The organism is Nocardia sp. CDC519 (genome assembly GCF_059509835.1).
Genome location: NZ_CM183377.1, coordinates 757835 through 780018 on the forward strand (window position 1 = coordinate 757835; position 22184 = coordinate 780018).

Annotated in this window: 24 protein-coding genes; 16 read left to right on the top strand and 8 right to left on the bottom strand. The window is 67.6% G+C overall.

Translation table 11 applies throughout. The annotated features are described in order from the left end of the window. Positions 1-147: 147 nt before the first annotated feature. Positions 148-1941, top strand: coding sequence for a 2-isopropylmalate synthase (gene leuA / locus AC5W7N_RS03335; RefSeq protein ID WP_495923234.1), 1794 nt, complete (start codon positions 148-150; stop codon positions 1939-1941). A gap of 167 nt (positions 1942-2108) precedes the next feature. Next, positions 2109-4325 carry a nucleotide-binding protein gene (locus AC5W7N_RS03340; RefSeq protein WP_495923235.1) on the top strand — a complete coding sequence of 739 codons (2217 nt, stop codon included), beginning with the start codon at positions 2109-2111 and terminating at the stop codon, positions 4323-4325. A gap of 226 nt (positions 4326-4551) precedes the next feature. Here the strand turns inward: AC5W7N_RS03340 and AC5W7N_RS03345 are convergent, their stop codons facing one another. Together AC5W7N_RS03345 and AC5W7N_RS03350 are read right to left on the bottom strand one after the other, a co-directional pair. Beyond that, positions 4552-5124 carry an LppA family lipoprotein gene (locus AC5W7N_RS03345; RefSeq protein ID WP_194990686.1) on the bottom strand — a complete coding sequence of 191 codons (573 nt, stop codon included), beginning with the start codon at positions 5122-5124 and terminating at the stop codon, positions 4552-4554. Position 5125: 1 nt separating this feature from the next. After that, positions 5126-6604, bottom strand: a complete 1479-nt coding sequence (locus AC5W7N_RS03350; RefSeq protein ID WP_280498888.1) for an alpha/beta hydrolase — start codon at positions 6602-6604, stop codon at positions 5126-5128. On the opposite strand from AC5W7N_RS03350, the gene AC5W7N_RS03355 reads away from it, so the two are divergent. The 6 genes from AC5W7N_RS03355 (at position 6572) to AC5W7N_RS03380 (ending at position 11959) form a co-directional block, all read left to right on the top strand. Further along, a complete protein-coding gene (locus AC5W7N_RS03355; RefSeq protein ID WP_280498886.1) occupies positions 6572-6823 on the top strand; it encodes a hypothetical protein in 252 nt (83 codons plus the stop codon). The two genes, AC5W7N_RS03350 and AC5W7N_RS03355, sit on opposite strands and share 33 nt — an antisense overlap. A 97-nt stretch (positions 6824-6920) precedes the next feature. Then, positions 6921-7265 (top strand): WXG100 family type VII secretion target, encoded by a 345-nt coding sequence (locus AC5W7N_RS03360; protein ID WP_194990684.1) that lies wholly within the window; start codon positions 6921-6923, stop codon positions 7263-7265. Positions 7266-7483: 218 nt separating this feature from the next. Next, a complete protein-coding gene (locus tag AC5W7N_RS03365) occupies positions 7484-9247 on the top strand; it encodes a hydroxysqualene dehydroxylase (RefSeq protein ID WP_228806466.1) in 1764 nt (587 codons plus the stop codon). A 75-nt stretch (positions 9248-9322) separates the two neighbouring features. Continuing rightward, entirely contained in the window at positions 9323-9967 is a 645-nt protein-coding gene (locus AC5W7N_RS03370; protein WP_194990683.1) for a pyridoxamine 5'-phosphate oxidase family protein, read from the top strand. Between the two features lie 37 nt (positions 9968-10004). Next, a complete protein-coding gene (locus AC5W7N_RS03375) occupies positions 10005-11237 on the top strand; it encodes a MurT ligase domain-containing protein (protein WP_163816826.1) in 1233 nt (410 codons plus the stop codon). A gap of 11 nt (positions 11238-11248) precedes the next feature. Continuing rightward, positions 11249-11959, top strand: coding sequence for a type 1 glutamine amidotransferase (locus AC5W7N_RS03380; protein WP_194990682.1), 711 nt, complete (start codon positions 11249-11251; stop codon positions 11957-11959). 1 nt (position 11960) lies between these two features. On the opposite strand, the gene AC5W7N_RS03385 is transcribed toward AC5W7N_RS03380, so the two are convergent. The 3 genes from AC5W7N_RS03385 to AC5W7N_RS03395 all read right to left on the bottom strand — a co-directional run bounded on the left by AC5W7N_RS03385 (position 11961) and on the right by AC5W7N_RS03395 (position 13598). Further along, entirely contained in the window at positions 11961-12335 is a 375-nt protein-coding gene (locus tag AC5W7N_RS03385; RefSeq protein ID WP_194990681.1) for a type II toxin-antitoxin system VapC family toxin, read from the bottom strand. After that, positions 12332-12589 carry a type II toxin-antitoxin system Phd/YefM family antitoxin gene (locus tag AC5W7N_RS03390; protein WP_163816819.1) on the bottom strand — a complete coding sequence of 86 codons (258 nt, stop codon included), beginning with the start codon at positions 12587-12589 and terminating at the stop codon, positions 12332-12334. Before AC5W7N_RS03390 ends, AC5W7N_RS03385 begins: the two co-directional genes overlap by 4 nt. A 64-nt stretch (positions 12590-12653) precedes the next feature. After that, positions 12654-13598 carry an EamA family transporter gene (locus AC5W7N_RS03395; RefSeq protein ID WP_194990680.1) on the bottom strand — a complete coding sequence of 315 codons (945 nt, stop codon included), beginning with the start codon at positions 13596-13598 and terminating at the stop codon, positions 12654-12656. Positions 13599-13692: 94 nt separating this feature from the next. Between AC5W7N_RS03395 and AC5W7N_RS03400 the strand changes: the two genes are divergently transcribed. The 3 genes from AC5W7N_RS03400 (at position 13693) to AC5W7N_RS03410 (ending at position 15568) form a co-directional block, all read left to right on the top strand. After that, positions 13693-14586: a LysR family transcriptional regulator gene (locus AC5W7N_RS03400; RefSeq protein ID WP_280498893.1), complete on the top strand. Its 894-nt coding sequence runs from the start codon at positions 13693-13695 to the stop codon at positions 14584-14586. A 128-nt stretch (positions 14587-14714) separates the two neighbouring features. After that, entirely contained in the window at positions 14715-14930 is a 216-nt protein-coding gene (locus AC5W7N_RS03405; RefSeq protein ID WP_194990679.1) for a hypothetical protein, read from the top strand. Continuing rightward, positions 14927-15568, top strand: coding sequence for a hypothetical protein (locus tag AC5W7N_RS03410; protein ID WP_194990678.1), 642 nt, complete (start codon positions 14927-14929; stop codon positions 15566-15568). Before AC5W7N_RS03405 ends, AC5W7N_RS03410 begins: the two co-directional genes overlap by 4 nt. A 21-nt stretch (positions 15569-15589) precedes the next feature. On the opposite strand, the gene recR is transcribed toward AC5W7N_RS03410, so the two are convergent. Beyond that, on the bottom strand, positions 15590-16198 hold the full coding sequence (recR, locus tag AC5W7N_RS03415; protein WP_014348574.1) for a recombination mediator RecR: 609 nt from the start codon (positions 16196-16198) through the stop codon (positions 15590-15592). A 19-nt stretch (positions 16199-16217) separates the two neighbouring features. After that, positions 16218-16553 (bottom strand): YbaB/EbfC family nucleoid-associated protein, encoded by a 336-nt coding sequence (locus tag AC5W7N_RS03420; RefSeq protein ID WP_036532087.1) that lies wholly within the window; start codon positions 16551-16553, stop codon positions 16218-16220. 332 nt (positions 16554-16885) lie between these two features. On the opposite strand from AC5W7N_RS03420, the gene AC5W7N_RS03425 reads away from it, so the two are divergent. The 3 genes from AC5W7N_RS03425 (at position 16886) to AC5W7N_RS03435 (ending at position 18746) form a co-directional block, all read left to right on the top strand. Next, positions 16886-17485 (top strand): hypothetical protein, encoded by a 600-nt coding sequence (locus tag AC5W7N_RS03425; RefSeq protein WP_163816811.1) that lies wholly within the window; start codon positions 16886-16888, stop codon positions 17483-17485. A 33-nt stretch (positions 17486-17518) separates the two neighbouring features. Next, positions 17519-18331 (top strand): MerR family transcriptional regulator, encoded by an 813-nt coding sequence (locus AC5W7N_RS03430; RefSeq protein ID WP_195006903.1) that lies wholly within the window; start codon positions 17519-17521, stop codon positions 18329-18331. Positions 18332-18392: 61 nt separating this feature from the next. Next, entirely contained in the window at positions 18393-18746 is a 354-nt protein-coding gene (locus tag AC5W7N_RS03435) for a VOC family protein (RefSeq protein ID WP_163816806.1), read from the top strand. A 42-nt stretch (positions 18747-18788) separates the two neighbouring features. On the opposite strand, the gene AC5W7N_RS03440 is transcribed toward AC5W7N_RS03435, so the two are convergent. Continuing rightward, positions 18789-19223 carry an SRPBCC family protein gene (locus AC5W7N_RS03440; RefSeq protein WP_163816804.1) on the bottom strand — a complete coding sequence of 145 codons (435 nt, stop codon included), beginning with the start codon at positions 19221-19223 and terminating at the stop codon, positions 18789-18791. Between the two features lie 216 nt (positions 19224-19439). Here AC5W7N_RS03440 and AC5W7N_RS03445 point away from each other — a divergent pair, with 216 nt between their 5' ends. Both AC5W7N_RS03445 and AC5W7N_RS03450 read left to right on the top strand, forming a co-directional pair. Further along, positions 19440-20870: an FAD-binding oxidoreductase gene (locus AC5W7N_RS03445; RefSeq protein WP_375139426.1), complete on the top strand. Its 1431-nt coding sequence runs from the start codon at positions 19440-19442 to the stop codon at positions 20868-20870. Then, complete coding sequence (locus tag AC5W7N_RS03450; protein WP_194991192.1) at positions 20867-22183, top strand: class I SAM-dependent methyltransferase; 1317 nt, start codon at positions 20867-20869, stop codon at positions 22181-22183. Before AC5W7N_RS03445 ends, AC5W7N_RS03450 begins: the two co-directional genes overlap by 4 nt. Position 22184: the final 1 nt, after the last annotated feature.

The following is a 22184-nucleotide window of genomic DNA, read 5'->3' on the forward strand; positions in this document are numbered from 1 at the left end:
GCACGGTAAACTGGCCGGCATCATGCAGCGGGCTCTTCTTCTCGGCCGCCGCGACGGGGTCTGATCGGACCGGCCTCCCGTCGCGGGGTTCTGCCGCGCCGGTCGACCCGCCTTTTCGGGACACCACCCACACCCACGGAGAATCGCATGTCACCCGCTGACGCCTTCGTATCCGGCACGCGCACCATCACCGCGCCCACCAAGCCCGCGCCCGCCGATCAGCCGGCCTGGAACAAGCAGAAGAACTCCTCCATGCCGACCTTCCGGTACCGGCCCTTCGCCGAGGAGGTCGAGCCGATCACACTGCCCGACCGCACCTGGCCGGACAAGGTCATCGATCGCGCTCCCGCCTGGTGTGCGGTGGACCTGCGCGACGGCAACCAGGCCCTGATCGACCCGATGAGCCCGGCCCGCAAGCGCCGCATGTTCGACCTGCTGGTGCGGATGGGCTACAAGGAGATCGAGGTCGGCTTCCCGTCGGCCAGCCAGACCGATTTCGACTTCGTCCGCGAGATCATCACCGACGGCGCTATCCCGGACGACGTCACCATCCAGGTGCTGACCCAGTGCCGCCCGGAACTGATCGAACGCACCTTCGAGGCCTGCTCGGGCGCGCCGAACGTCATCGTGCACTTCTACAACTCCACCTCCATCCTGCAGCGCCGGGTGGTGTTCCGCGCCGACCGCGAGGCCGTCAAAAAGATCGCCACCGACGCGGCGAAGCTGTGCCTGGAGACCGAGCAGAAGCACCCCGACACCAACTGGCGCTACGAGTACAGCCCGGAGTCCTACACCGGCACCGAACTGGAATACGCCAAGGAGGTCTGCGACGCGGTCTCCGAGATCATCGCGCCGACCCCCGAGAAGCCGCTGATCATCAACCTGCCCGCGACCGTCGAGATGGCCACGCCGAACGTCTACGCCGATTCCATCGAGTGGATGCACCGCAACCTGGCCCGCCGCGATGCGATCGTGCTGTCGCTGCACCCGCACAATGACCGCGGCACCGCCGTGGCGGCCGCCGAACTGGGCTACCAGGCCGGCGCCGACCGCATCGAGGGCTGCCTGTTCGGCAACGGTGAGCGCACCGGCAACGTCTGCCTGGTCACCCTTGGTATGAACCTGTTCTCCCGTGGCATCGACCCGCAGATCAACTTCTCCGATATCGACGAGATCCGTCGCACGGTCGAATACTGCAACCAGTTGCCCGTGCACGAGCGCCACCCCTACGGCGGCGACCTGGTCTACACCGCGTTCTCCGGCTCCCACCAGGACGCCATCAACAAGGGACTGGACGCGATGAAGGTGACCGCCGATTCGGCGGGCGCCGACGTCGACGACATCACCTGGGAGGTGCCGTACCTGCCGATCGACCCCAAGGACGTGGGCCGCACCTACGAGGCCGTCATCCGGGTCAATTCGCAGTCCGGCAAGGGCGGGGTCGCCTACATCATGAAGACCGATCACGGGCTGGCGCTGCCGCGACGGCTGCAGATCGAGTTCTCTCAGGCGATCCAGCAGATCACCGACGGTGAGGGCGGCGAGGTGACGCCCAAGGAGATGTGGGACGTCTTCGCCACCGAGTACCTGAACCCGGTGCGCCCGCTGGAGCGGATCAAGCAGAAGGTCACCGCCTCGGAGACCGACGGCGGCACCGACACCATCACCGCCACGGTGAAGGTCGACGGTGTCGAGCAGGAGATCACCGGTACCGGCAACGGCCCGCTCGCGGCGTTCGTCGACGCGATCGCGACGGTCGGGTTCGATGTGCAGGTGCTCGACTACTCCGAGCACGCCATGTCCGCCGGTGACGATGCGCAGGCGGCGGCCTACGTCGAATGCGCGATCGGTGACAAGACGGTCTGGGGTGTCGGCATCGCCACCTCCATCACCACCGCCTCGCTGCGCGCGGTGGTTTCCGCGGTCAACCGGGCGAACTGAGCGGCAATCGGCGCGGTCCGGACGGCTCTGTGCCGGTCCGGACCGCGCCGGTGCCGTCTCGGACCTGGTAAGCCACGGCATGCACGGGGCCGAACTCACCTGCTAGCGTTGACCCGCAACTGCGCCACCGAGCTCTCTGCTCGACATCCCGAGCAGATGGGGGAACTGTGACAGACAACGACAACCCGACTTCTCCGCCCTGGCTGCAGAGTCATCCGGCGGATGCCGGAATCGCCACCGAATCCGACACGACGCAGCAGCCGCAGCACGATGACTCCGGTGAAGCCGAGCAGTCCGCGGCTGCCGAATCGAGCCCCGCGGGCGAGGCACCGGAGTCCGAATCGGGCAACGGCGCCGGAGCCGCAGACGCGACGTCGGTGTATTCGGTCGACGAATCCTCGTTCGGCGCCGACCAGTTCGCCGCCCCCGGCGCTTCGGCGCCAGGGCAGTTCGAGCCGCACAGCAGTGGCGAGTTCGCGCAGCCAGGACAGTCCCCTTCGCACAGCAGCGGTCAGTTCGCGCAGCCGAGCCAATTCTCCGAACAGGGGCAGCCCGCACCGCATACCAGCGGTCAGTTCGCCCAGCCGGGCCAGTTCCCCGAACCGGCTCCCGGGCAATTCCCGGAGCAGGGTTCCTTCGCGCCCCCCGGTCAATTCCCGGAGCAGGGCTCCTTCGCACCCCCTGGGCAATTCCCGGAGCAGGGCTCCTTCGCACCTCCGGGGCAATTCCCCGAGCAGGGCACTTTCGCCCCTCCCGGGCAATTCCCGGAACAGGGTTCCTTCGCGCCCCCGGGTCAGTTCCCGGAACAGGGTTCGTTCGCGCCGCCGGGTCAGTTCGCGCCCTCGGGTCCGTTCGATCCTTCAGGGCAGGGCCAGTTCTCGCAGGCAGGTCCCGGATCGTTCCCCGAGCAGCCGAACCAGGGCCAGTTCGAGCCCCCCGCGCCCGGCCAGTTCGATCAGCAACCGAACCAGGGCGGGTTCGAGCCGCAGGCGCAGGGCCAATTCGCGCCGCACAACAGCGGGCAGTTCGAGCAGCAGCCCGCCCCTGGGCAATTCGAGCAACAGGGCGGCCCCGGCCAGTTCTCGCAGCCGCCCGGCCAGCAGTTCGACGCGGGCCAGAGCCAGTTCGCGCCCGGCGGTTTCGCGCCGCAGGGTGAGCAGCAGTTCCAGGCTCCGCCGCCCGCACCCGAACAGAGCAACCACCATCCGATGCCCGAGGGCGGCGATCCGCACGGCGGCGCCATCAACAGCTGGGCCCCGCCGCCGGTCGCGCCGCAGCAGACCTACCAGCCGCCCATGCAGCAGTCCGCGCCGACCGGCATGAGCGGCCCCGCCACCGGCCAGTACCAGACACCGGACTGGCAGGGCGGCCCGCCGCAGACCCAGCAGCCCGGGCAGCCGCAGCAGCAGCCCTTCGTGCCGCAGCACATGCCGCAGCCTGGGCAGCCCGGCCATTCGGTCAACGACCTGAACCTGCTGAAGCGGGCCCGCAAGGCGCCGCGCAGCGGGTGGCGCCGGGCCGTGCACAAGGCCTCCCGCGGCATCATCAACCCCGGTGAATCCGCTGCCGATGTGGTGCACGCCGACCTGGTCGAGCGCGTCAACCAGCCGGTGCGCGGCGACTACCGGATCGCGATCCTTTCGCTGAAGGGCGGTGTCGGCAAGACCACCACCACCGTCGGCATCGGCTCCACCTTCGCCTCGCTGCGCGGTGACCGGGTGATCGCCATCGACGCCAATCCCGACCTCGGCACCCTCGCGCATCGGGTGCCGCGGCAGACCCGCTCCACGGTCCGCAACCTGCTCGAAGACCAGCACATCACCCGGTACTCCGATGTCCGCGCGCACACCTCGCAGGCACCGAGCCGGCTGGAAGTGCTGGCCAGTGAACAGGATCCGGCCGTCTCGGAAGCGTTCAGCGAGGCCGATTACCGCAAGGCCATCGGCATCCTGCAGTCGTTCTACAACATCATCCTGACCGACTGCGGTACCGGCCTGATGCACTCGGCCATGGCAGGCGTGCTCGATATGGCCAGCTCGCTGGTCCTGGTCACCTCCCCCGCCATCGACGGCGCCCGCAGCGCCTCGGCCACCCTCGACTGGCTCGACCACCACGGCTACAGCAAGCTGGTGGAACGAACCGTCGTGGTGGTCAACGCCTCTCGCCGCGGCGCCTCCTCGGTCGATATCGACCAGCTACGCAAGCTGTTCCTCGACCGCACCCGCGCGGTGCAGGTGGTGCCGTTCGACGACCACCTCGCCGAAGGCGCGGAAATCGACTTGGAATTGGTGAGCAAGCCGACCCGGCGTGCGCTGTTGGAGTTGGCGGCCATGGTGGCCGACGACTTCGGGTATGCGGCGGGGCAGCAGCCGTACGGGCGGTGAGCCGAGCGGGTGCGGTCGAGCCGTGCGCTGCGCGGCGCACCGGCTTGATCACCACCGAGCTCCGGCCTTGATCGGCGGCGACGACTTCGGATACGCGGGGCAGCATTACGGGCGCTGAGACCGCGCGGAGCGTCTGCTGCGGGGTCGGCGTGAGCTGTGTCGGCGCGAAGCCCGCTTGCCTGATTCCATCCTGCGCCGGGCACAGCGATCTGGCGGCCGAGCCCGGTCACTTCGCTGGTGGGTTTCGGAGGTCTTCGGCGCGGAATCGGCAGCCGGTCACGCCCGTGATCAAGGCCGCTTTGCGGGTACCGAGCCTGATTTCGTTTCCGTGATCGGGCGAGTGCAGTGTGACATCGTGTCGTCCCGGCTGGTCGGCAATGATCGTCACCGATGTAATGCCCTGCTCTGCGGCAATACTCCGGGCCATACGCAGCACGTTTGGCCATTCGGTGTCGCTGATCGGCACCGAGGAGATGAGACGATCGGTGGTCATCGACACGCCATCAGTCTTCAAGTACGGCCCGGGGCAACCCAACGTGTTCTGCCCCCGGTTGACCTCGGTTTCCCAGGCAAGTCCGGGTGCCACGCTTCGAACAGCCTCAGCGATCTGCCGGATCAGTGCGATGAGCTGAGCTTCGGTGTCCTGAACGGACGGCAGTTTTCGCATCATGTCTTCGGCGTGGGCGATCTGCTCCGGCGAGGGTGTGCGCTCGGAATCGTCCAGGCTACTACTGCACCCGCCGAGCACTGCCATCACCACGACCGACAACAACACGCGCGCAACGTTGTTCATCGCCATGTCAACGCACTTCCAATGGAGGGTCTTCACCGGTGAGACCGGCGAGAACGATGGCCATGTTGTATCCGGAGGTGCGCAGACGACCATTCGCTCCCGATTGGGGGTACTCGCTGTGACCGTTCGAGTCCTCACGGTAGACACCATCTCGGGTGGTGAATTCCCGGGTAGACAGTTGTTCGAGGTTCGTCGTCACCGGATCCGGCCCGAACACACCGTAGTCGTCTGCCCAGCTGATCGGGTCGTCAGGTGCGCGCATGACGAATCCGTGACCCGGTCGGAGATTGAGATCGCTCTCATCGTCGGCGTTGATACCGGGCGAGCCGTAGAAGACCGCGTCGTCGACCGGGCTGTCCGGCCCGAGGGATTGAAGTGCGAGTGCGGTCGTATAGGACCCGTATGAGTGACCGAGTGCGGTGATATGCGGATCGGGCTTGTTCGAAGCGGCATCTAGACCTTCGAAGAAGCTCGCCAGTTTCGGAGCTCCGGCCTCGGCGCGACCTGTCATCGCCGCATCCACTCCGAGCTCAGGCGGCGGTTGGTAACCGAGCCAGGCGATCGTTGATACCGTCTCTCCGCCTCGTTTCGCTTCGTCTAACTGGCTCAAGGCTTCCTGCTGTAGAGCTACCGCCTCGAGAGCCATGCCGTCCAGCGATGGCATCGTTGTCGATACCCCGGGCACAGTTACCGAGACGTGGTCCGCATTGTCGGGGTCCCCGATGGCAATAGCAGCCATGCCCTTATCCCCGGATTGCATATCCAGCAGCAGCAATCGCGCACCGGTATCCGGGTTGTTCGGGTCCAGTGGATGGTCGGCCAGCGTCCGTTCCAGCGAATCGAGATCCGTCAGCTTCGCTTCGACTCGCGCCAGCTCAGCCTTCTTATCCGCGTTCGGTATCGGCGCGTTCGGATTCTTCGGCGGTCCCGGATCGTCTTTGAGCTCCTCTTTCAACCGGTCCCGCTCCTGCGTCAACCGCGCCCGCTCATCATCGATCCGGTTGACATTGGCCTCATGGCGCGCCATCGACGGGATTCCGTCGCGGTTTCCGATCCATTCGGGGTGCTGTTCGATGATTTCGCGGCGTTGGCGGTCATCGAGGGCGTCCCAGTAGGCATTGTTCTCGCGCGCTGTCCCGTTTTCCGGCGGGGCGAGGGCGGTGAGTCCGCCTTGGGTGGCGCCGGTGGTGGAGGCGGCGACGACGTCGGTGGCGCCGTTGTCGGTGATTTCCCCGTTGGCGGCCTTGTTGAGCACAGCGGCGGCGTCGGCGACGATGTCATCGGCCTGGCGCATGACGGCGCGGGCGGCGTCGATCAGTTCGAGCCGGAGCGCTTCCACCGAGGCCGGGTCGGGGGCTCCCGGTTTGTCGGCGATGGTGACGTGGCCGTGGTCCCAGACCTCCAGCCCGGCTTCGGTGGCGCGCTGGTCGATCGTGGCGAGGGTCTGCTTCAGGTGTTTGACGGCCTCGCGGGTCTGGGTGGTCAACGCTCGAACGGCGCCGAGCGCGGCCGCTTCGTCGGTGAGTTGATCAGAGGTGTCGGCGAAGCGTCGACGGGCCGCGTCGGCGGCGTCGCCTTCCCAGCCGGGCAGTCTGCCGATATCGGCGAGCTGTTTGTCGGCGTCTTCGATCGTGGTGATGCGCTGGGAGAGAGACGTTTCCAGCATCTCCAGCGCGAGCTCGTTCCACCAGCGGATATCGGGTAACAACATCGGTCCGGCGCCCCCCAACGGTTACTTGTGCCGTCTGCGTCCGCGGGTATCGTATCGGGGACAGGCGATTTCAGTAGGCCAAGGGGGAAATATGGCTGATCAGGTTTCTGTCGATCCCGAGGTTTTGCGTGCCGCCGCCGGCCGGCTCGACGTGTTGTTCACCGACTCCGGCACGGCATTGCGTGAAACCGATCAGGCGATCGCGGATAGCCACGGGGCGTGGAAGGGGGACGCCGTGGCCGCCTTCGCCCGGTTCACCAGCTACCTCGACGACCGCCGCACCCTGCTGGAGCGGAACCTCGGCGAAATGGCGGAGTCACTGAAAACGGCCGCCGACACTCTCGCCGCCCAAGACCAGGTGACAGCGGACGTGCTGGTCGGACAGTCACCGCAGGTGCCGACGAGCCTGAATCTTCAACCCGACCCCCAGCGGTAGCCGACACTCGGAGCTGGACGCGAGCCGCTCGCCCTGCATTCGAGCCACTGCCTGCCGAGCTTGCGGATCACCCCGGAGATGATGCGGCCCGCGCCACGTCACGGCACCGTTCACCCAGCCCACCGCCACTTTCGGCAACCCGCCCATCCGCCCTGGCGACGTGCGCTTAAAGTGGTCGGAAATCAGTGAGGTCCCGAGGCTAGGCAGCAGAGCGGCGCATGGCGAAACAACAGTGGACCGTATCGCGGAGGGCGGTGCTTCGCGGAGCGGTCGCGGCGGGGGTCGGTGTGGCGTCGGCGGGGGCGCTCGGGGCGAGATCCGCGGCGGCCGGTCCCGGTATCCGGGTCGCGGTCTTCGGCGGCGGGGTCGCGGGGCTGACGGCGGCGCACGAGCTGGCCGAACGCGGCTTCGAGGTCACCGTCTACGAGCGCAGGGCGCTGGGCGGCAAGGCGCGCAGCATCGGGGTACCGGGGACGGGGACCGATGGCCGCCCCGACCTGCCCGGCGAGCACGGTTTCCGCTTCTTCCCCGGCTTTTACCACCACATTCCCGACACCATGCGTCGAATTCCGTTCGGTACCAACCCCGATGGTGTGTGGAACAACCTCGTCGCCGCACCGCAGGCCCGTTTCGCGCGACGCGACGGCGACGACTTCCGGCTCCCGCTCGGCGCCGCGCATCTGGCCACCGCGACCCCGCAGGCGTTCCGGGAAACCATGGGCGCCGCCATCGCGACCACGCTGAAGATGCCCCCGGCCGAGGGCGCCTTCTTCGCCAACCGCCTGCTGGTCTTCTTCAGCAGTTGCGACGCCCGCCGGTTCGGCCAGTGGGAACATATGTCGTGGCGCGATTTCGTCCACGGGCACAAGCGATCTCACGAATTCCGGGCGTTGCTGTCACGGACTCTCACCAGCCTGCTGGTCGCCGCAAAAGAGGATATGGCCAGCGCACGCACCATCGGCAATATGGGCGAGCAGTTCCTCGGCAACCCGCTCGAGATCGGCAACGACGGCGATCTGGATCGCGTGCTGAACGGACCGACCAACCACGTGTGGATCGATCCGTGGGTGGCGCGGCTGCGCGAGCTGGGCGTGCGCTTCGAACTCGGCGCCGAGGTGCGCGGGCTCGACGTGCGGGACCGGCGGATCAGCGGCGCGCGCATCGTCGACGGCGCCGGGGCCGCGCGCACCGTCGAAGCCGACCACTATGTGGTCGCGTTGCCGGCCGAACGCGCCCGTGCCCTCTGGTCGCCGGATATCCGCACCGTCCGCCCGGAACTGGCCGCCATGGACAACCTGCACACCGACTGGATGAACGGCATCCAGTTCTATCTGCGCACCGCACCCGACATCGTCACCGGGCACGCGGCCTATATCGATTCACCGTGGGCGATCACCTCGATCAGCCAGAACCAGCTCTGGACCCGCAAGCTTCCGGAATTCGGTGACGGCGCCGTGGCCGACTGTCTGTCCGTGGACATCTCCAACTGGAACACCCCCGGCATCCTCTACGGGAAACCGGCCAAGGAATGCACCCATGAGGAGATCGCCCGCGAGACGTGGGCGCAGATCACCACCCACCTCAATGACCGCGGCGAGGTGCTGCGCGACGCCGATCTGCACTCCTGGTTCCTCGATCCCGGCATCACCTGGCAGGCCGAACAGCGCCGCAACGCCAATGCCGACCCGCTGCTCATCAATACCGCCGGGTCCTGGAATTCGCGCCCGCAGTCACACGGCGCGTTGGAAAACCTCTTCCTCGCCGGCGACTATGTACGCACCAACATCGACTTGGCCACGATGGAAGGTGCCAGCGAATCGGCTCGCAGCGCCGTCAACGCGCTGCTCGACGTGACCGGTTCGGTGGCGCCGCGTTGCCGCACCTTCACGCTGTACCGCTCGCCGGAACTGGAGCCGTTGCGGCAGGTGGACGCCGATCGCTACGCCCGCGGCGAGCCGAACCTGTTCGACATCGACATCTGAGGGTGAGATTTCCGACTCCGCTACCCGGACAAATCAGGTTCGCCGCACACCACCGCCGATGTTTGAATCATTGCTATGAGCGACAACGTCCCTGAGATCACCGATCCCGCCGAACTCAGGGAGCTGCTCGGCGCGGTCATGCCGCGCGCGGTCAGCAAGGAGCGCGTCGCCCTGCATCCGCGCGACCGGGAGTGGATCGCGCTCACCCCGTTCCTGGTGATGTGCACCAGCGACGCCGACGGCAATTGCGACGCCTCACCGAAGGGCGATCCGGCCGGGTTCGTCAAGGTGCTCGACGACACCACCATCGCCATCCCGGAACGTCCAGGCAACCGGCGCGCCGACGGCTACCTCAATATCCTGTCCAATCCGCACGTCGGACTGATCTTCCTGATCCCGGGCCGCCGCGAGACGCTGCGCATCAACGGGCGGGCGCGGCTGGTTCGCGACGCACCGTACTTCGAGGACATGGTGGTGCGTGGGCACCGTCCGATCCTGGCCGTCGAGGTCGACATCGAGCAGATCTTCTTCCACTGCGCGAAGGCCTTCATGCGCAGCCACCTGTGGGAGCCGGACAACTGGCCCGTCGACACGCTGCCCAGCCCGGCGCGGCTGGTCAAGGAGGTGCAGACCAACGTCACCGAAAGCGTCGACGACCTGGAGGCCTACTATTCGGCGGCCAACTACGAGCGCAAGCTCTACAACGACTCCCCCACCTGACCCGGCCCCGCGCGCGGCGCGAACATAGACTCGCGGCGTGGCAGACATATCGGTGCGCGGGCGGATCGCGCTGCGGGCGGCGGCTGCGGCGTCGTGGGCCTCGCAGAAGGCCGGTCGCGGCAAGGGGTCGATGATCGGCGGGCTGATCGCCCTGAAAATCGATCCGACGATCATGGATCAACTGGGCCGTGGACGGCGAACGGTGCTGGTCACCGGCACCAACGGCAAGTCGACCACCACCAGGATGACGACGGCGGCGCTGAGCACCCTCGGTGACGTCGCCACCCAGGCCGACGGCGCCAATATGGATGCGGGCATCGTCGCCGCGCTCAGCGTCAACCGGACCGCCGGGCTGGCCGCCATCGAGGTCGACGAGCTGCACCTGCCGCACGTCACCGATTCGCTGAATCCGGCCGCGGTGGTGCTGCTGAATCTCAGCCGGGACCAGCTCGACCGGGTCGGCGAGATCAATATGATCGAGCGCAAGCTGCGCGCAGGGCTGGCGCGGCACCCCGACACGGTCGTGATCGCCAACTGCGACGACGTGCTCATCACCTCCATCGCCTACGACCACCCGAACGTGGTGTGGGTGGCCGCGGGCAGCGGCTGGGCGATGGACGCCACCAGCTGCCCACGCAGCGGCGAACCGATCATCTGGGAGGGCGAGCACTGGCGCAGCACCGGCGCCGATTTCCAGCGCCCGCAACCGGATTGGTGGCTGGACGGCGAAAAGCTGCGCGGCCCGGACGAATTCACCGCCGAACTGCGGCTCGCGCTGCCCGGGCGTGCCAATCGCGGTAACGCCGCGCAGGCCGTGGCCGCCGCGGTCGCGCTCGGTGCCGACCCCGCGCAGGCGACCGCCGCCGCGGGCACGGTGCGCGAGATCGCGGGCCGTTACCGGACCGTGCAGGTCGGGGAGCATTCAGCGCGGCTGCTGCTGGCGAAGAATCCGGCCGGCTGGCAGGAAGCGCTGTCGATGATCGATCACGACGCGGCCGGGTTGGTGATCGCGGTGAACGGTCAGGTGCCCGACGGCGAGGATCTGTCCTGGCTGTGGGATGTGCGATTCGAGCATTTCGAGGGCGTGCAGGTGGTGGCCGCCGGTGAGCGCGCCACCGATCTCGCGGTCCGGCTCACCTATGCCGGTGTCGAGCACACCACGATCGCGGATCCGTTGCGCGCCATCGCTTCCTGCCCCGCCGGACGGGTCGAGGTGCTGGCCAACTACACCGCGTTCCGTGATCTGAACCGCGATCTCGACGCTCGCTGAAAGGCAATCCGATGAGTGAATCGACCGTGCGGATCGGACTGGTCCTGCCCGATGTGATGGGCACCTACGGCGACGGTGGCAATGCGCTGGTGCTGCGTCAGCGGTTGCGGATGCGCGGCTACGACGCCGAGATCGTGGAGATCACGCTGTCCGAGCCGGTGCCCGAATCGCTGGACATCTACACCCTCGGCGGCGCCGAGGATTCGGCGCAACGCCTGGCCACCCGCCACCTCCAGCGCTACCCCGGTTTGCAGCAGGCGGCCGCGAAAGGCGCCCCGGTGCTGGCGATCTGCGCGGCCATCCAGGTGCTCGGCCAGTGGTACGAGACGTCATCCGGTGAGCGCGTCGAGGGCGTCGCCCTGCTCGACGCCACCACCTCACCCCAGGACAAGCGTGCCATCGGCGAGGTGACCACCACCCCGCTCATTCCCGGCCTGACCGCGCCGCTCACCGGCTTCGAGAACCACCGCGGCGGAACCGCGCTCGGCCCCGGCGCCACCGGCCTCGCCCGGGTGACCCGCGGCGTCGGCAACGGCGTCGGCGACGGCCTGGAGGGCGTCGTCCAGGGCTCGGTCATCGGCACCTACATGCACGGTCCCGCCCTCGCCCGCAACCCGGAACTCGCCGACCTCATCCTCAGCCGAGCCCTCGGCGTAGATGCCCTCGAGCCGCTGGACCTGCCCGAGGTGGAACAGCTGCGCCGCGAACGCCTGCGCGCCTGAATCAGGCGGGCAGGATATCGACGTCGTATTTGTGGCACCACGGATCACGGGTAACCAGACGGAGCCCCTCGCATTGCGCCTGCGCCACGAGTATCCGATCGAACGGGTCCCGGTGGATCAACGGCAATCGGCCGGCGACGATGCCATGCCGATGATCGATCGGTAGGTGGTCGAACCCGCTGTGCCGAAGCTGCTCGGGCAGATCGGGTGGCCCGTCGAGCTTTCCGAGCGCTTGCTTTATCGCGACCTCCCACACAGTCGCCGCACTGAGGTAGACATCGGGCTCGTGGTTGAGCGCATCGACGAGCTCGTCGGACAGGACCGGGTTCCCCTCCAGCCACCACAACGCCACGTGGGTATCCAGCAGCAGGCTCATGTCGTCATGCCGAAGTCGCGGGCGATCTCGGCATTCGTTTCATCGGAGTCCCACTCCGCCGAAAGCCTCAGTTTGCCCCGCAGCGAGCCATGACCCCGCCGATCGACTCGACGCTTCAGCGGGACCACCTTCGCCACCGGATGCCCGGCCCGGCTGATGACGATCTCTTCCCCGCGCTCGACGCGTTCGATGATGCGCGACAGATTCGTCTTCGCTTCGTGAATATTGAACTGCTCGGCTGAGCTGCTCGACATGACCGGCCTCCTTAGCTAAGAGGTTAGTCCACCGAGTCGCGTTTCGGCAGTACGCCGGGCTGATTCATGCCCGGACCGCGACCTCGGCAGATTCCTGTCCGACCACACCTTGTGTGGATGCGGTCCGGCCCGGGGCCCGCGTCGTGGTCGCCGCGAATGCCCCCGCGATGACGATGACGCCGCCGATCAGGCTCGCGGGGGTGGGGGTCTCGTCGAGGAAGATCCAGGACGCCCCGATGCCCACCACCGGAACCAACAGGGAGAACGGGGCTACGGCGCCCGCGGGGTAGCGGCTCATGAGGTAGGTCCACAGGCCGGAGCCGACGACGGTGGCGAGCAGCGCGATGTAGGCGAGGGCGGCCAGGGCGGGCCAGCCGGTGGCGGAGAAGGTGGCGGCCAGGTCGTGGAAGCCGGTGGTGGGGCCTTCGAGGGCGGCGGACAGGGCGAACAGCGGCAGCACCGGGACGACCGTGATCCACAGGGTCAGGTGCAGCGGGTTGACCCCGGGCGATTCCTGGCCGGCGCGGCGGGCGCCGATATTGCCCAGCGCCCAGCCGAAACCGCCGGCCAGGGTGAGCAGCACGGGGATCAGGCTCGCGTGCGCGAAGCGGTCCCAGCCGATGATCGCCATGCCGGCGACCGCCGTCAGCAGCCCGGCGACCTGAACCGGGCGGATGCGCTCGGACAGCAGGAGCGCACCGAGTGCGACGGTGAACGGCGCCGACGATTGCAGCACCAGCGAGGCCAGCCCGGTGGGCATCCCGACCCGCATGGCGGTGAACAGGAACGCGAACTGCAACATGCCGAACCCGATCCCGTACAACAGGATCCACCGCCACCGAACCTTCGGGCGCGGAATGAACAGTAGGACCGGGACCGCGATCACCGCGAAACGCAGCGCGGCGAAGAAGAACGGCGGAAGGTGGTCGAGCCCGATGCGGATGGCCAGGAAGTTCAGGCCCCAGAGCAGGACGACGGTCAGGCCGAGGGTGCGGTCGCGGGTGGTCACGCGTTCCAGGATGGGGGTGGACGAATGCTCAGAACAATCGAATTGATCTGCACTATTTGTGTAGTATTGCTTAATGGATTCGGCGGGTGCCCCGATGTCGCTCGAGCGATTGCGAGTGCTGCGTGAATTCGCCGACCGCGGCACCGTCGCCGCCACCGCCACTGCCCTGTCCATGACGCCGTCAGCGGTATCGCAGCAGTTGAAGGTGCTCGCCAGGGAGGCGGGCGTGGCGCTGCTCGAGCCGGACGGGCGTCGTATCCGGCTCACCGACGCCGGTCACGCGCTGGTGGTGCGCGCCGACGAGGTGCTCGCCGCGATGGACCGGGCGGTCGCGGAGATGGCGCACTACCGCGGCTCGCCGCGCGGCCGGGTGCGGGTGGCGGTGTTCCCGTCCGGCGGCGCGCTGCTCCTGCCCAGGGTGCTGCCCGCGCTGGCAGACAGCGGAGTCGAGGTCATCGCCCGCGACGAGGACGTGCCACCGTCGGAAACGCACCGCCTGCTGGCCGATTACGACATCGTTCTCACCCACCGCGACGAACGCGCCGCATCCGTGGCAGGCCCGCGCATCGCCGCGCGGGTGCTCATGCGTGAACCCATCGACGTGGTCGTCGCCCCGACCCACCGGCTGGCCGGCCACTCGTCGGTTACCCCGGAAGAACTGGCCGAGGAGAGCTGGCTGAGCGTGCGCGGCGGTTTCCCGGTGGACGACGTGCTGCGCTCCATCGCCACCGTCACCGGCGTCGAGCCACGAATAACGCAGCGCCTCAACGAGTTCCGGATGATCGAAACCCTGGTGGCGACCGGCTACGGCGTAGCCCTCATGCCCCGCTACGCCGTCACCCACCCGGAACTCTCGGTCCTGCGCCTCTCCGGCGTCCGCGCCGCCCGCCTCTACGAACTCGCCACCCGCCCGCGCGCCGACGACCGCCCCGCCATCGCGGCGGTCCTGGACGCGTTCATCACCGCCGCCGCCGAAATCCCCGCCTGACCGCAGGCGCCGCACCAGGACGGCGGCCAGGCGTGCGCCCCATCACGACACGCACCGGAGTAACCTCCCACTGCCCGGCATACGCCGGTGCTATGCACGAGGTACGGACTCAGACGGTTGGAGGCGATATGCGCGCGACGAACTGTCCGTCCTGTGCGGCGGCGCTGGATCACTGCCATGGCACGTTGGTGCTGCATGCCGGGCGTATCGCGGAATGCACCGACGCCGACTGCTTCGATTTCGACCATGCCAGGCACACCTTCATCGTGGAATGCACCGATCTCGCGGGCGGTTGCCGCTGCGGTTCTCCTTCGTCGGTGCGCACCCGTACGCTGGCCGGGTGAGCTACGACCACATTCTGTTGCCCTCCGGCGCGGCCACGACTCCGGCCGAGGTCGACGCGTATCTGACCACCCAGCAGGGGCAACCGGAAGGTGAGATCGTCGCGGCCATCGCGGCCGAGGTGAACCGGCGCAATGACGAGCTGCCCGAGGCGGACACCTTCCTCAGTTCGGCGCCGGTCGGCGGTGCAGATACCGGGACGGTGCTGCAGATCTCCAGCCCGTACGACGCGATCGGGTTCGTGCGCGAGCTGCTGTTCCAGCTCGCGACACCACAGAACTACGCCGTCTACGATCCGCAGCTCACCTGGCTGATCGATCCTGCCGGGCATGTGCCGGTGGAGGTATCGCACGGTGGGGCGGGCGAGTTCCCGTATCTGACGCGGCCGCTGGCACAGCGCTGGGTGGCCGAGCTGGCCGCCCCGAACCCGTATCTGGTGGTGTCGCGGGGCGAGCAGGAGTACATCCAGACCTATCACCAGGAGCCGGAATACATCCTGGAGTACCGCGACGGGTCGCCGAAGAAGCATTTCACCACCACGCTGGACGACGCGGCCACGGTGTCGGAGCTGATCTGGGCCTGGACCATCGGTGATCGCTCCGCGCTCGACGACGTCGCCTGGACCGCGCTGAAGCTCTGAGGTCGACCGCGCTGCCGCGGCTTACAGCGCGCGCCGCCCCGATAGCGCCCGGCCCAATGTCAGCTCGTCGGCGAACTCCAGATCGCCGCCCATCGGCAGCCCGGAGGCCAGCCGGGTGACGCTGAGCCCGGGGAAATCGCGCAGCATCCGCACCAGGTAGGTGGCGGTGGCTTCGCCCTCGGTATTGGGGTCGGTCGCGATGATCACCTCGGTGACGTCGACGCCGTCCTCCTGATTGCCGATGCGGGCCAGCAGCTCCCGGATCCGCAGCTGGTCGGGGCCGACGCCGCTGAGCGGGTCGAGCGCGCCGCCGAGCACGTGGTAGCGGCCACGGAATTCGCGGGTGCGTTCGATGGCCTGGACGTCTTTGGGTTCCTCGACGACGCAGATCATGGTGCGGTCGCGGCGCGGGTCGGCGCAGATGCGGCACAGTTCGCCGTCGGCGACGGTGCCGCACATGGCGCAGAAGCGCACGCCGTCACGCACCTTCTGCAGCACGGCTTGCAGCCGATCGATTTCCGGCGGCTCCACCTGCAACAGATGGAAGGCGATGCGCTGTGCGCTCTTGGGACCGACGCCTGGCAGTTTGCCCAGCTCGTCGATCAGATCCTGGACCGGGCCCTCGTACACCTGTGCTGACTCCGGTCGGTCACATGCCGGGCAGGCCTGGCAGCCCGCCCGCACCGCCGGCCAGCGGGCCGAGCTTCTCCGAGGCCAGCTGCTGGGCGTTGGCCATGGCGTCGTTGATCGCGCCGATCACCAGATCCTGCAGGGTTTCGACGTCGTCCGGGTCGACGGCCTTGGGATCGATGGTCAGCGACTGCACCTCACCGGTGGCCTTGATGGTGACCTTGACCAGGCCATTGCCGGCTTGGCCCTCGACTTCGGCGGCGGCGATCTCGGCCTGCGCCGCGACCATCATCTCCTGCATCTGCTGGGCCTGGGCGAGTATCTGCTGCATATCGAACTGACCACCGGGCTGCACGCCTGTTACCTCTTCTCCAGCCGATCTGCGGAAAGTGTCATCGCCAGCCTAGTGGACTCGGCGCGGCGCGTCGGCCGCACGCCCGGCATTGCCGGAGCGAACTCCCGGGCGGTCGAGGGACGAGAGCCGAGCCGGAATACCCGCGCGGTCGACGCAGGCCGAAACAACGGCGCTGACCTCCACCGATTCCCTCACGAGACACCTACCCACGGGCATAGGATCGGCCACAGGTCTGCCCCTCGGCGGACCCGCCGAGACACCGCGTGGACACGCGACCACGCAGCGATCATCGACGCCGAACCGCAGGGACAACCCACACCGAGGAGGCTCGGATGGCTCGCGAGACCACGATGAACCCGGCCCGACGCGCTCGGTTGCGCACCCGCAGGCTGGTAACACTGCTGTCCGCGGCAGCGGCAGCCGTGCTGATGGTGGCAGCTCCCGCGAGTGCCGCTCCGGCGCCGGTGGCCACCGATTACGGCGGCGGCTGCGTCATCGACCCCGCCAACGGCGCGGCCACCGTCGACGCGCTGCGCTTCCGGTGCAGCCCCGAACAGCAGGACGCCATCTTCAAGGCCTCGCCGCGCGGCGCGGTGCCCAGCGGCGTGAAGAACGGCTGGGTGACGCGACCGCCTGCGATGCAGGCACTCGCGCCGGCCCTGTGGATCGGCAAGACCTTCTACACGGGCCCGGACGGTGGCTGGCTGATGAACCGGGTCACCCCGGCCGGCATCGAAGCCTGGCGCGCCGACGTCTACACCGCGCCTGCCCTGGTCGACGGTGCGCCCACCTGGGCGCTGAACTATGCCCCCTCGCCGACCCCGCAGGTCTACGACGAGATCCGGGAGGTCAGCCCGGGCGTCTGGTTCGGCTACTCCTGGTGGCGCGGCGCCTTCCAGACCACACTGCTGCTCGCGTTCGTGCTGGCTTGACCCTCCGGTAGCCGGAGGGTGTGTGCTCTGGTCATGACAGCGATCGTCCCGATCGGCGAATTCGCCAGGCTGAGCCACCTGAGCGTGAAAGCCCTGCATCACTATCACGAGATCGAGCTGCTGGTGCCCGCGCGGATCGACGCGAGCACCGGCTATCGGCGATATTCGACCGAGCAGGTCGCCGACGCGCAGCTCATCCGGCGGCTGCGCGAGCTGGACATGCCGCTGCCGGAGATCCGTGCGGTGCTCGCCGCCCAGGATGTGGCCGATCGCGATGCGGCGCTGCGCGCGCATCTGCTGCGTATGGAAAGACAGTTGCAGCGCACCCAGGAGGTGGTCGCCTCGCTGCGCGGGCTGCTCACCACCGCGCCGCCACTGCGGGTGGAGTATCGCCGGATTCCGGAATTCACCGCGCTCACCCGCACCGCCGTTGTCGCGCGCGAGCAGATCGACCGGTGGTGCGCCGAGACGTTTCCGATGCTGGACGCCGCGCTCGCGGCGGCCGGGATCGTGCCGGCGGGTGTGGCCGGAGCCGGCTACGCGCCGGAGTTCTTCACCGCCGATGACGGCGAGGTGACCGGATTCGTGCCCGTCACAGCGGATACGACCGGTGAATTCCCGGACGGGCTGACCCTCACGACGCTGCCTGCCCGCGATTTCGCCGTCGCCGTCCACGACGGTCCCTACAGCGAGATCGACCGCGTCTACGGCGCGCTGGGCACCCACGTCGCCGAACACGACGTCGCGCTGCCCGAACCGATCCGCGAGCTCTACCTGATCGGGCCGGACCGTTCACCCGATCCGGCCGGTTACCGCACCGAATTGTGCTGGCCGATCGCCGCGTGAGCCGCACCGCGCCGGATATCCAGCACCCAACAGCCCCACGCACGCCAGAAGGAGAGCCCCGATGACCCTGTCCATCGCCAACGTCACCATCGACTGCCACGACCCCGGCAAGCTGGCCGATTTCTACGCACAGTTGCTCGGCCATCCCGTGGATCCGGACGCGAGCGAGTTCTACTCGACGGTGGGTCGCAGCTCCGGGATGACGACGCCGCTGATGTTCATCCGGGTTCCGGATAAAACGCCAGGAAAGAATGTCGTGCACCTGGATCTGGCGACCAGGCAGTGGCGCGAGGAGATCGAACGCGCGGTCTCCCTCGGTGCCAGGCATATCGCCGACTACGACGAGTACGGGATCAAGTGGGCCACCCTCGCCGACCCGGAGGGCAATCTGTTCGATATCGGCGACCACGACTGACCGGGTGGTACCGGCCGGGCGACGACCCGGCCGGTACCCGGCTCAGCCCAGTTCGTTCTTCAGGTTGGCCAGCACCTCGGCCTGGATCTTCTTCAGCCCCAACGGCGCGAAGATGCCCTCGAAAATGCCCTTGATGCCGCCCGCGCCCTGCCAGGTAGTGGACAGGGTGACCTGGGAACCGGCGGCGTCGGGGGTCACCGTCCAGGTATTGACCATCGACGAATTGGCGTCGCGCTCGACCACCTCGGACTCCGAGACCGACACGCTGGCACGCACATTGCGCTGCCGGCTCTCGGTGGCCTGCAGGGTCCACTGGGCCACCGTTCCGGCGCCCTGGCCGCCCTCGATCACCTGGTAGTCGCGGTAGTGCGAGGTGAGGATGCGCGGGCGCACATCGACGTAGTCCGCGATCGCCGTCAGTGTGCGCTGCGGATCCGCTCCCACCACGATCGAACTGCTGGCACTGACCTGTCCCACGATGAACTCCTTGTCCGGATGCGGTATCTCGCCCCCATCCTGCCCTGCCGCACTCGCGCCGCGCCCGGCGCCCGGTCGGCGGCCGCTTTACCGAATTCCACTCGCCGCCGGTTCGAACACGGTGCAACATATGCGTGACATTTCATCCGAGTCGGGGACCTCACAGTGGCCGACCATGATCGCGAGTATTAGCGTCGAGGAGTGGCAGTGAGTCTGTTGGGGAAGGCCGGCCACGCTCCGGCCGCATATGAATCCGGGTTCGCAGCGCATCGAGAAGGCGTGCAACGCCTCCTCGCGAGCTATCGCGCCATCCCACGCGATGCCGACGTGCGCCTGGCCAAGAAGACCTCCAACCTGTTCCGGGCCAGAGCGAAGAACACCGCTCCCGGCCTGGACGTCTCCGGGTTGACCAAGGTCATCGCGGTCGATCCGGTCGCGAAGACCGCCGATGTCGCGGGCATGACCACCTATGAGGATCTGGTCGCGGCGACGCTGCCCTACGGACTTGCGCCCCTGGTGGTACCGCAGCTGAAGACCATCACCCTCGGCGGCGCCGTCACCGGGCTCGGTATCGAGTCGACCTCGTTCCGCAACGGGCTCCCGCACGAATCGGTGCTGGAAATGGACGTGCTGACCGGAGCGGGCGAGATCATCACCGCCACCCCCGACGGCCCGAACGCCGATCTGTTCCGCGGCTTCCCCAACTCCTACGGCACCCTCGGCTACTCGACGCGCCTGAAAATCGAACTGGAAACCGTGCAGCCCTATGTGGCGCTGCGCCATCTGCGGTTCCACGATGTGCGCGAACTCGAGGCGACGCTGGCCACGATCGTCGATGAACGCAGCTACGACGGCGAACGGGTCGACTACCTCGACGGCGTGGTGTTCACCGCCGAGGAGAGCTACCTGACCCTCGGCAGGCAGACCGACGAACCCGGCCCGGTCAGCGACTACACCGGCATGGACATCTACTACCGGTCCATCCAGCACGATTCCGGCGCACCCAAACGCGACCGGCTCACCATCCACGACTACCTGTGGCGCTGGGACACCGACTGGTTCTGGTGCTCGCGCGCCTTCGGCACCCAGAACCCGAAGATCCGCCGGTTCTGGCCGAAGAAGTACCGGCGCAGCAGCTTCTACTGGAAGCTGGTCGCCCTCGACCGCCGCTATCACATCGGTGACAAGCTCGAGGCGCGCAAGGGCAACCCGCCGCAGGAGCGGGTGGTGCAGGACATCGAGGTGCCGGTGGAGCGCACCGCCGATTTCGTCGACTGGTTCCTGCGCGAGATCCCGATCGAGCCGATCTGGCTGTGCCCGCTGCGATTGCGCGAGCCGAGGGTGCCGGGAACAACCGCGCGCCCGTGGCCGCTGTATCCGCTGGAGCCGGACCGCACCTACGTCAACGTCGGGTTCTGGTCGGCGGTGCCGACCGTGCCCGGGCAGATCGAAGGTGCGGCCAACCGCGCGATCGAGCAGACCGTCACCGAGTTCGACGGGCACAAATCGCTGTACTCGGATTCGTACTACGACAAGGATGAGTTCGCGGCACTCTACGGCGGCGACGGCTACACCGAACTGAAGAAACGCTACGACCCGGACCAGCGCCTGCTGGATTTGTATTCGAAGGCGGTGCAACGCAAATGACGACGTTCAAGGATCGATCCGATGTTTTCGCGGATCTGGGCACCAAGCTCACGATCGCCGAGATCTTCGAGACCCTGGTCGAGGGCGAGGTCCCCATCCGGTTCACCGCCTACGACGGCAGCGCCACCGGACCGGAGGATTCGCCGTACGCGCTCAATATCGAGACCCCGCGCGGCATCAACTATCTGGCCACCGCTCCCGGCGATCTCGGGATGGCGCGCGCCTACATTTCCGGCGATATGACCGTCACCGGCGTCCATCCCGGCGATCCGTACGAGATCTTGAAGGCGATGGACAGCCTGAAGTTCCGCCGTCCGTCGGCGCTGGCGCTGCTGACCATCGCCCGTTCGCTCGGATGGGAGCGCCTGCGCCCGGTGCCACCGCCGCCGCAGGAGACGGTGCCGCGCTGGCGGCGCATCGCCATGGAGGGTCTGCGCCACTCCAAGACCCGCGACGCCGAGGCCATCCACCACCACTACGACGTCTCCAATGCCTTCTACGAGCATGTGCTCGGCCCGTCCATGACCTACACCTGCGCCTGTTACGGCGAGGAGAACTGGACGCTGGAGCAGGCGCAGGAGAACAAGTACCGGCTGGTGTTCGACAAGCTGCGGCTGAAGGAAGGCGACCGGCTGCTCGATATCGGCTGCGGCTGGGGCGGAATGGTGCGCTATGCCGCCAAGCGCGGGGTCAAGGTGATCGGCGCGACGCTGTCGGCCGAGCAGGCCGAATGGGCGCAGAAGAAGATCGCCGAAGAAGGCCTGTCCGAATTGGCCGAAGTGCGCCATTCCGATTACCGCGATATCGCGGAAACGGGATTCGACGCGCTGTCCTCGATCGGGCTCACCGAACACATCGGCGTGCACAACTACCCTTATTACTTCGGCTTCATCAAGAGCAAGCTGCGCGACGGCGGACTGTTCCTCAACCACTGCATCACCCGCCCGGACAACACCCGCACCACCAAGGCCGGCGATTTCATCGACCGCTACGTCTTCCCCGATGGTGAGCTGATCGGTTCGGGCCGGATCATCTCCGAGATCCAGAACATCGGACTGGAAGTGATGCACGAGGAGAACCTGCGTGAGCATTACGCGCTGACGCTGGCCGAATGGTGCAAGAACCTGGTCGAGAACTGGGACGCCTGCGTCGCCGAGGCCGGTGCGGGCACCGCGAAGGTGTGGGGCCTGTACATGGCGGGCAGCCGGTTGGGCTTCCAGCGCAATGTGGTTCAGCTGCATCAAGTACTCGGGGTGAAGCTCGGCCCGGACGGCCGCAATACGCTGCCGCTGCGGCCGTGGTGGCAGCCGTAAA

What these genes read in the sequence shown, in the direction of transcription:
- AC5W7N_RS03425 (WP_163816811.1), top strand. Translation starts at nt 16,886, where the DNA reads ATGGCTCGCGAGACCACGATGAACCCGGCCCGACGCGCTCGGTTGCGC.
- AC5W7N_RS03385 (WP_194990681.1), bottom strand. Translation starts at nt 12,335, where the DNA reads ATGAGCCTGCTGCTGGATACCCACGTGGCGTTGTGGTGGCTGGAGGGG.
- AC5W7N_RS03435 (WP_163816806.1), top strand. Translation starts at nt 18,393, where the DNA reads ATGACCCTGTCCATCGCCAACGTCACCATCGACTGCCACGACCCCGGC.
- AC5W7N_RS03390 (WP_163816819.1), bottom strand. Translation starts at nt 12,589, where the DNA reads ATGTCGAGCAGCTCAGCCGAGCAGTTCAATATTCACGAAGCGAAGACG.
- AC5W7N_RS03450 (WP_194991192.1), top strand. Translation starts at nt 20,867, where the DNA reads ATGACGACGTTCAAGGATCGATCCGATGTTTTCGCGGATCTGGGCACC.
- AC5W7N_RS03365 (WP_228806466.1), top strand. Translation starts at nt 7,484, where the DNA reads ATGGCGAAACAACAGTGGACCGTATCGCGGAGGGCGGTGCTTCGCGGA.
- leuA (WP_495923234.1), top strand. Translation starts at nt 148, where the DNA reads ATGTCACCCGCTGACGCCTTCGTATCCGGCACGCGCACCATCACCGCG.
- AC5W7N_RS03380 (WP_194990682.1), top strand. Translation starts at nt 11,249, where the DNA reads ATGAGTGAATCGACCGTGCGGATCGGACTGGTCCTGCCCGATGTGATG.
- AC5W7N_RS03405 (WP_194990679.1), top strand. Translation starts at nt 14,715, where the DNA reads ATGCGCGCGACGAACTGTCCGTCCTGTGCGGCGGCGCTGGATCACTGC.
- AC5W7N_RS03360 (WP_194990684.1), top strand. Translation starts at nt 6,921, where the DNA reads ATGGCTGATCAGGTTTCTGTCGATCCCGAGGTTTTGCGTGCCGCCGCC.
- AC5W7N_RS03430 (WP_195006903.1), top strand. Translation starts at nt 17,519, where the DNA reads ATGACAGCGATCGTCCCGATCGGCGAATTCGCCAGGCTGAGCCACCTG.
- AC5W7N_RS03400 (WP_280498893.1), top strand. Translation starts at nt 13,693, where the DNA reads ATGTCGCTCGAGCGATTGCGAGTGCTGCGTGAATTCGCCGACCGCGGC.
- AC5W7N_RS03370 (WP_194990683.1), top strand. Translation starts at nt 9,323, where the DNA reads ATGAGCGACAACGTCCCTGAGATCACCGATCCCGCCGAACTCAGGGAG.
- AC5W7N_RS03345 (WP_194990686.1), bottom strand. Translation starts at nt 5,124, where the DNA reads ATGGCGATGAACAACGTTGCGCGCGTGTTGTTGTCGGTCGTGGTGATG.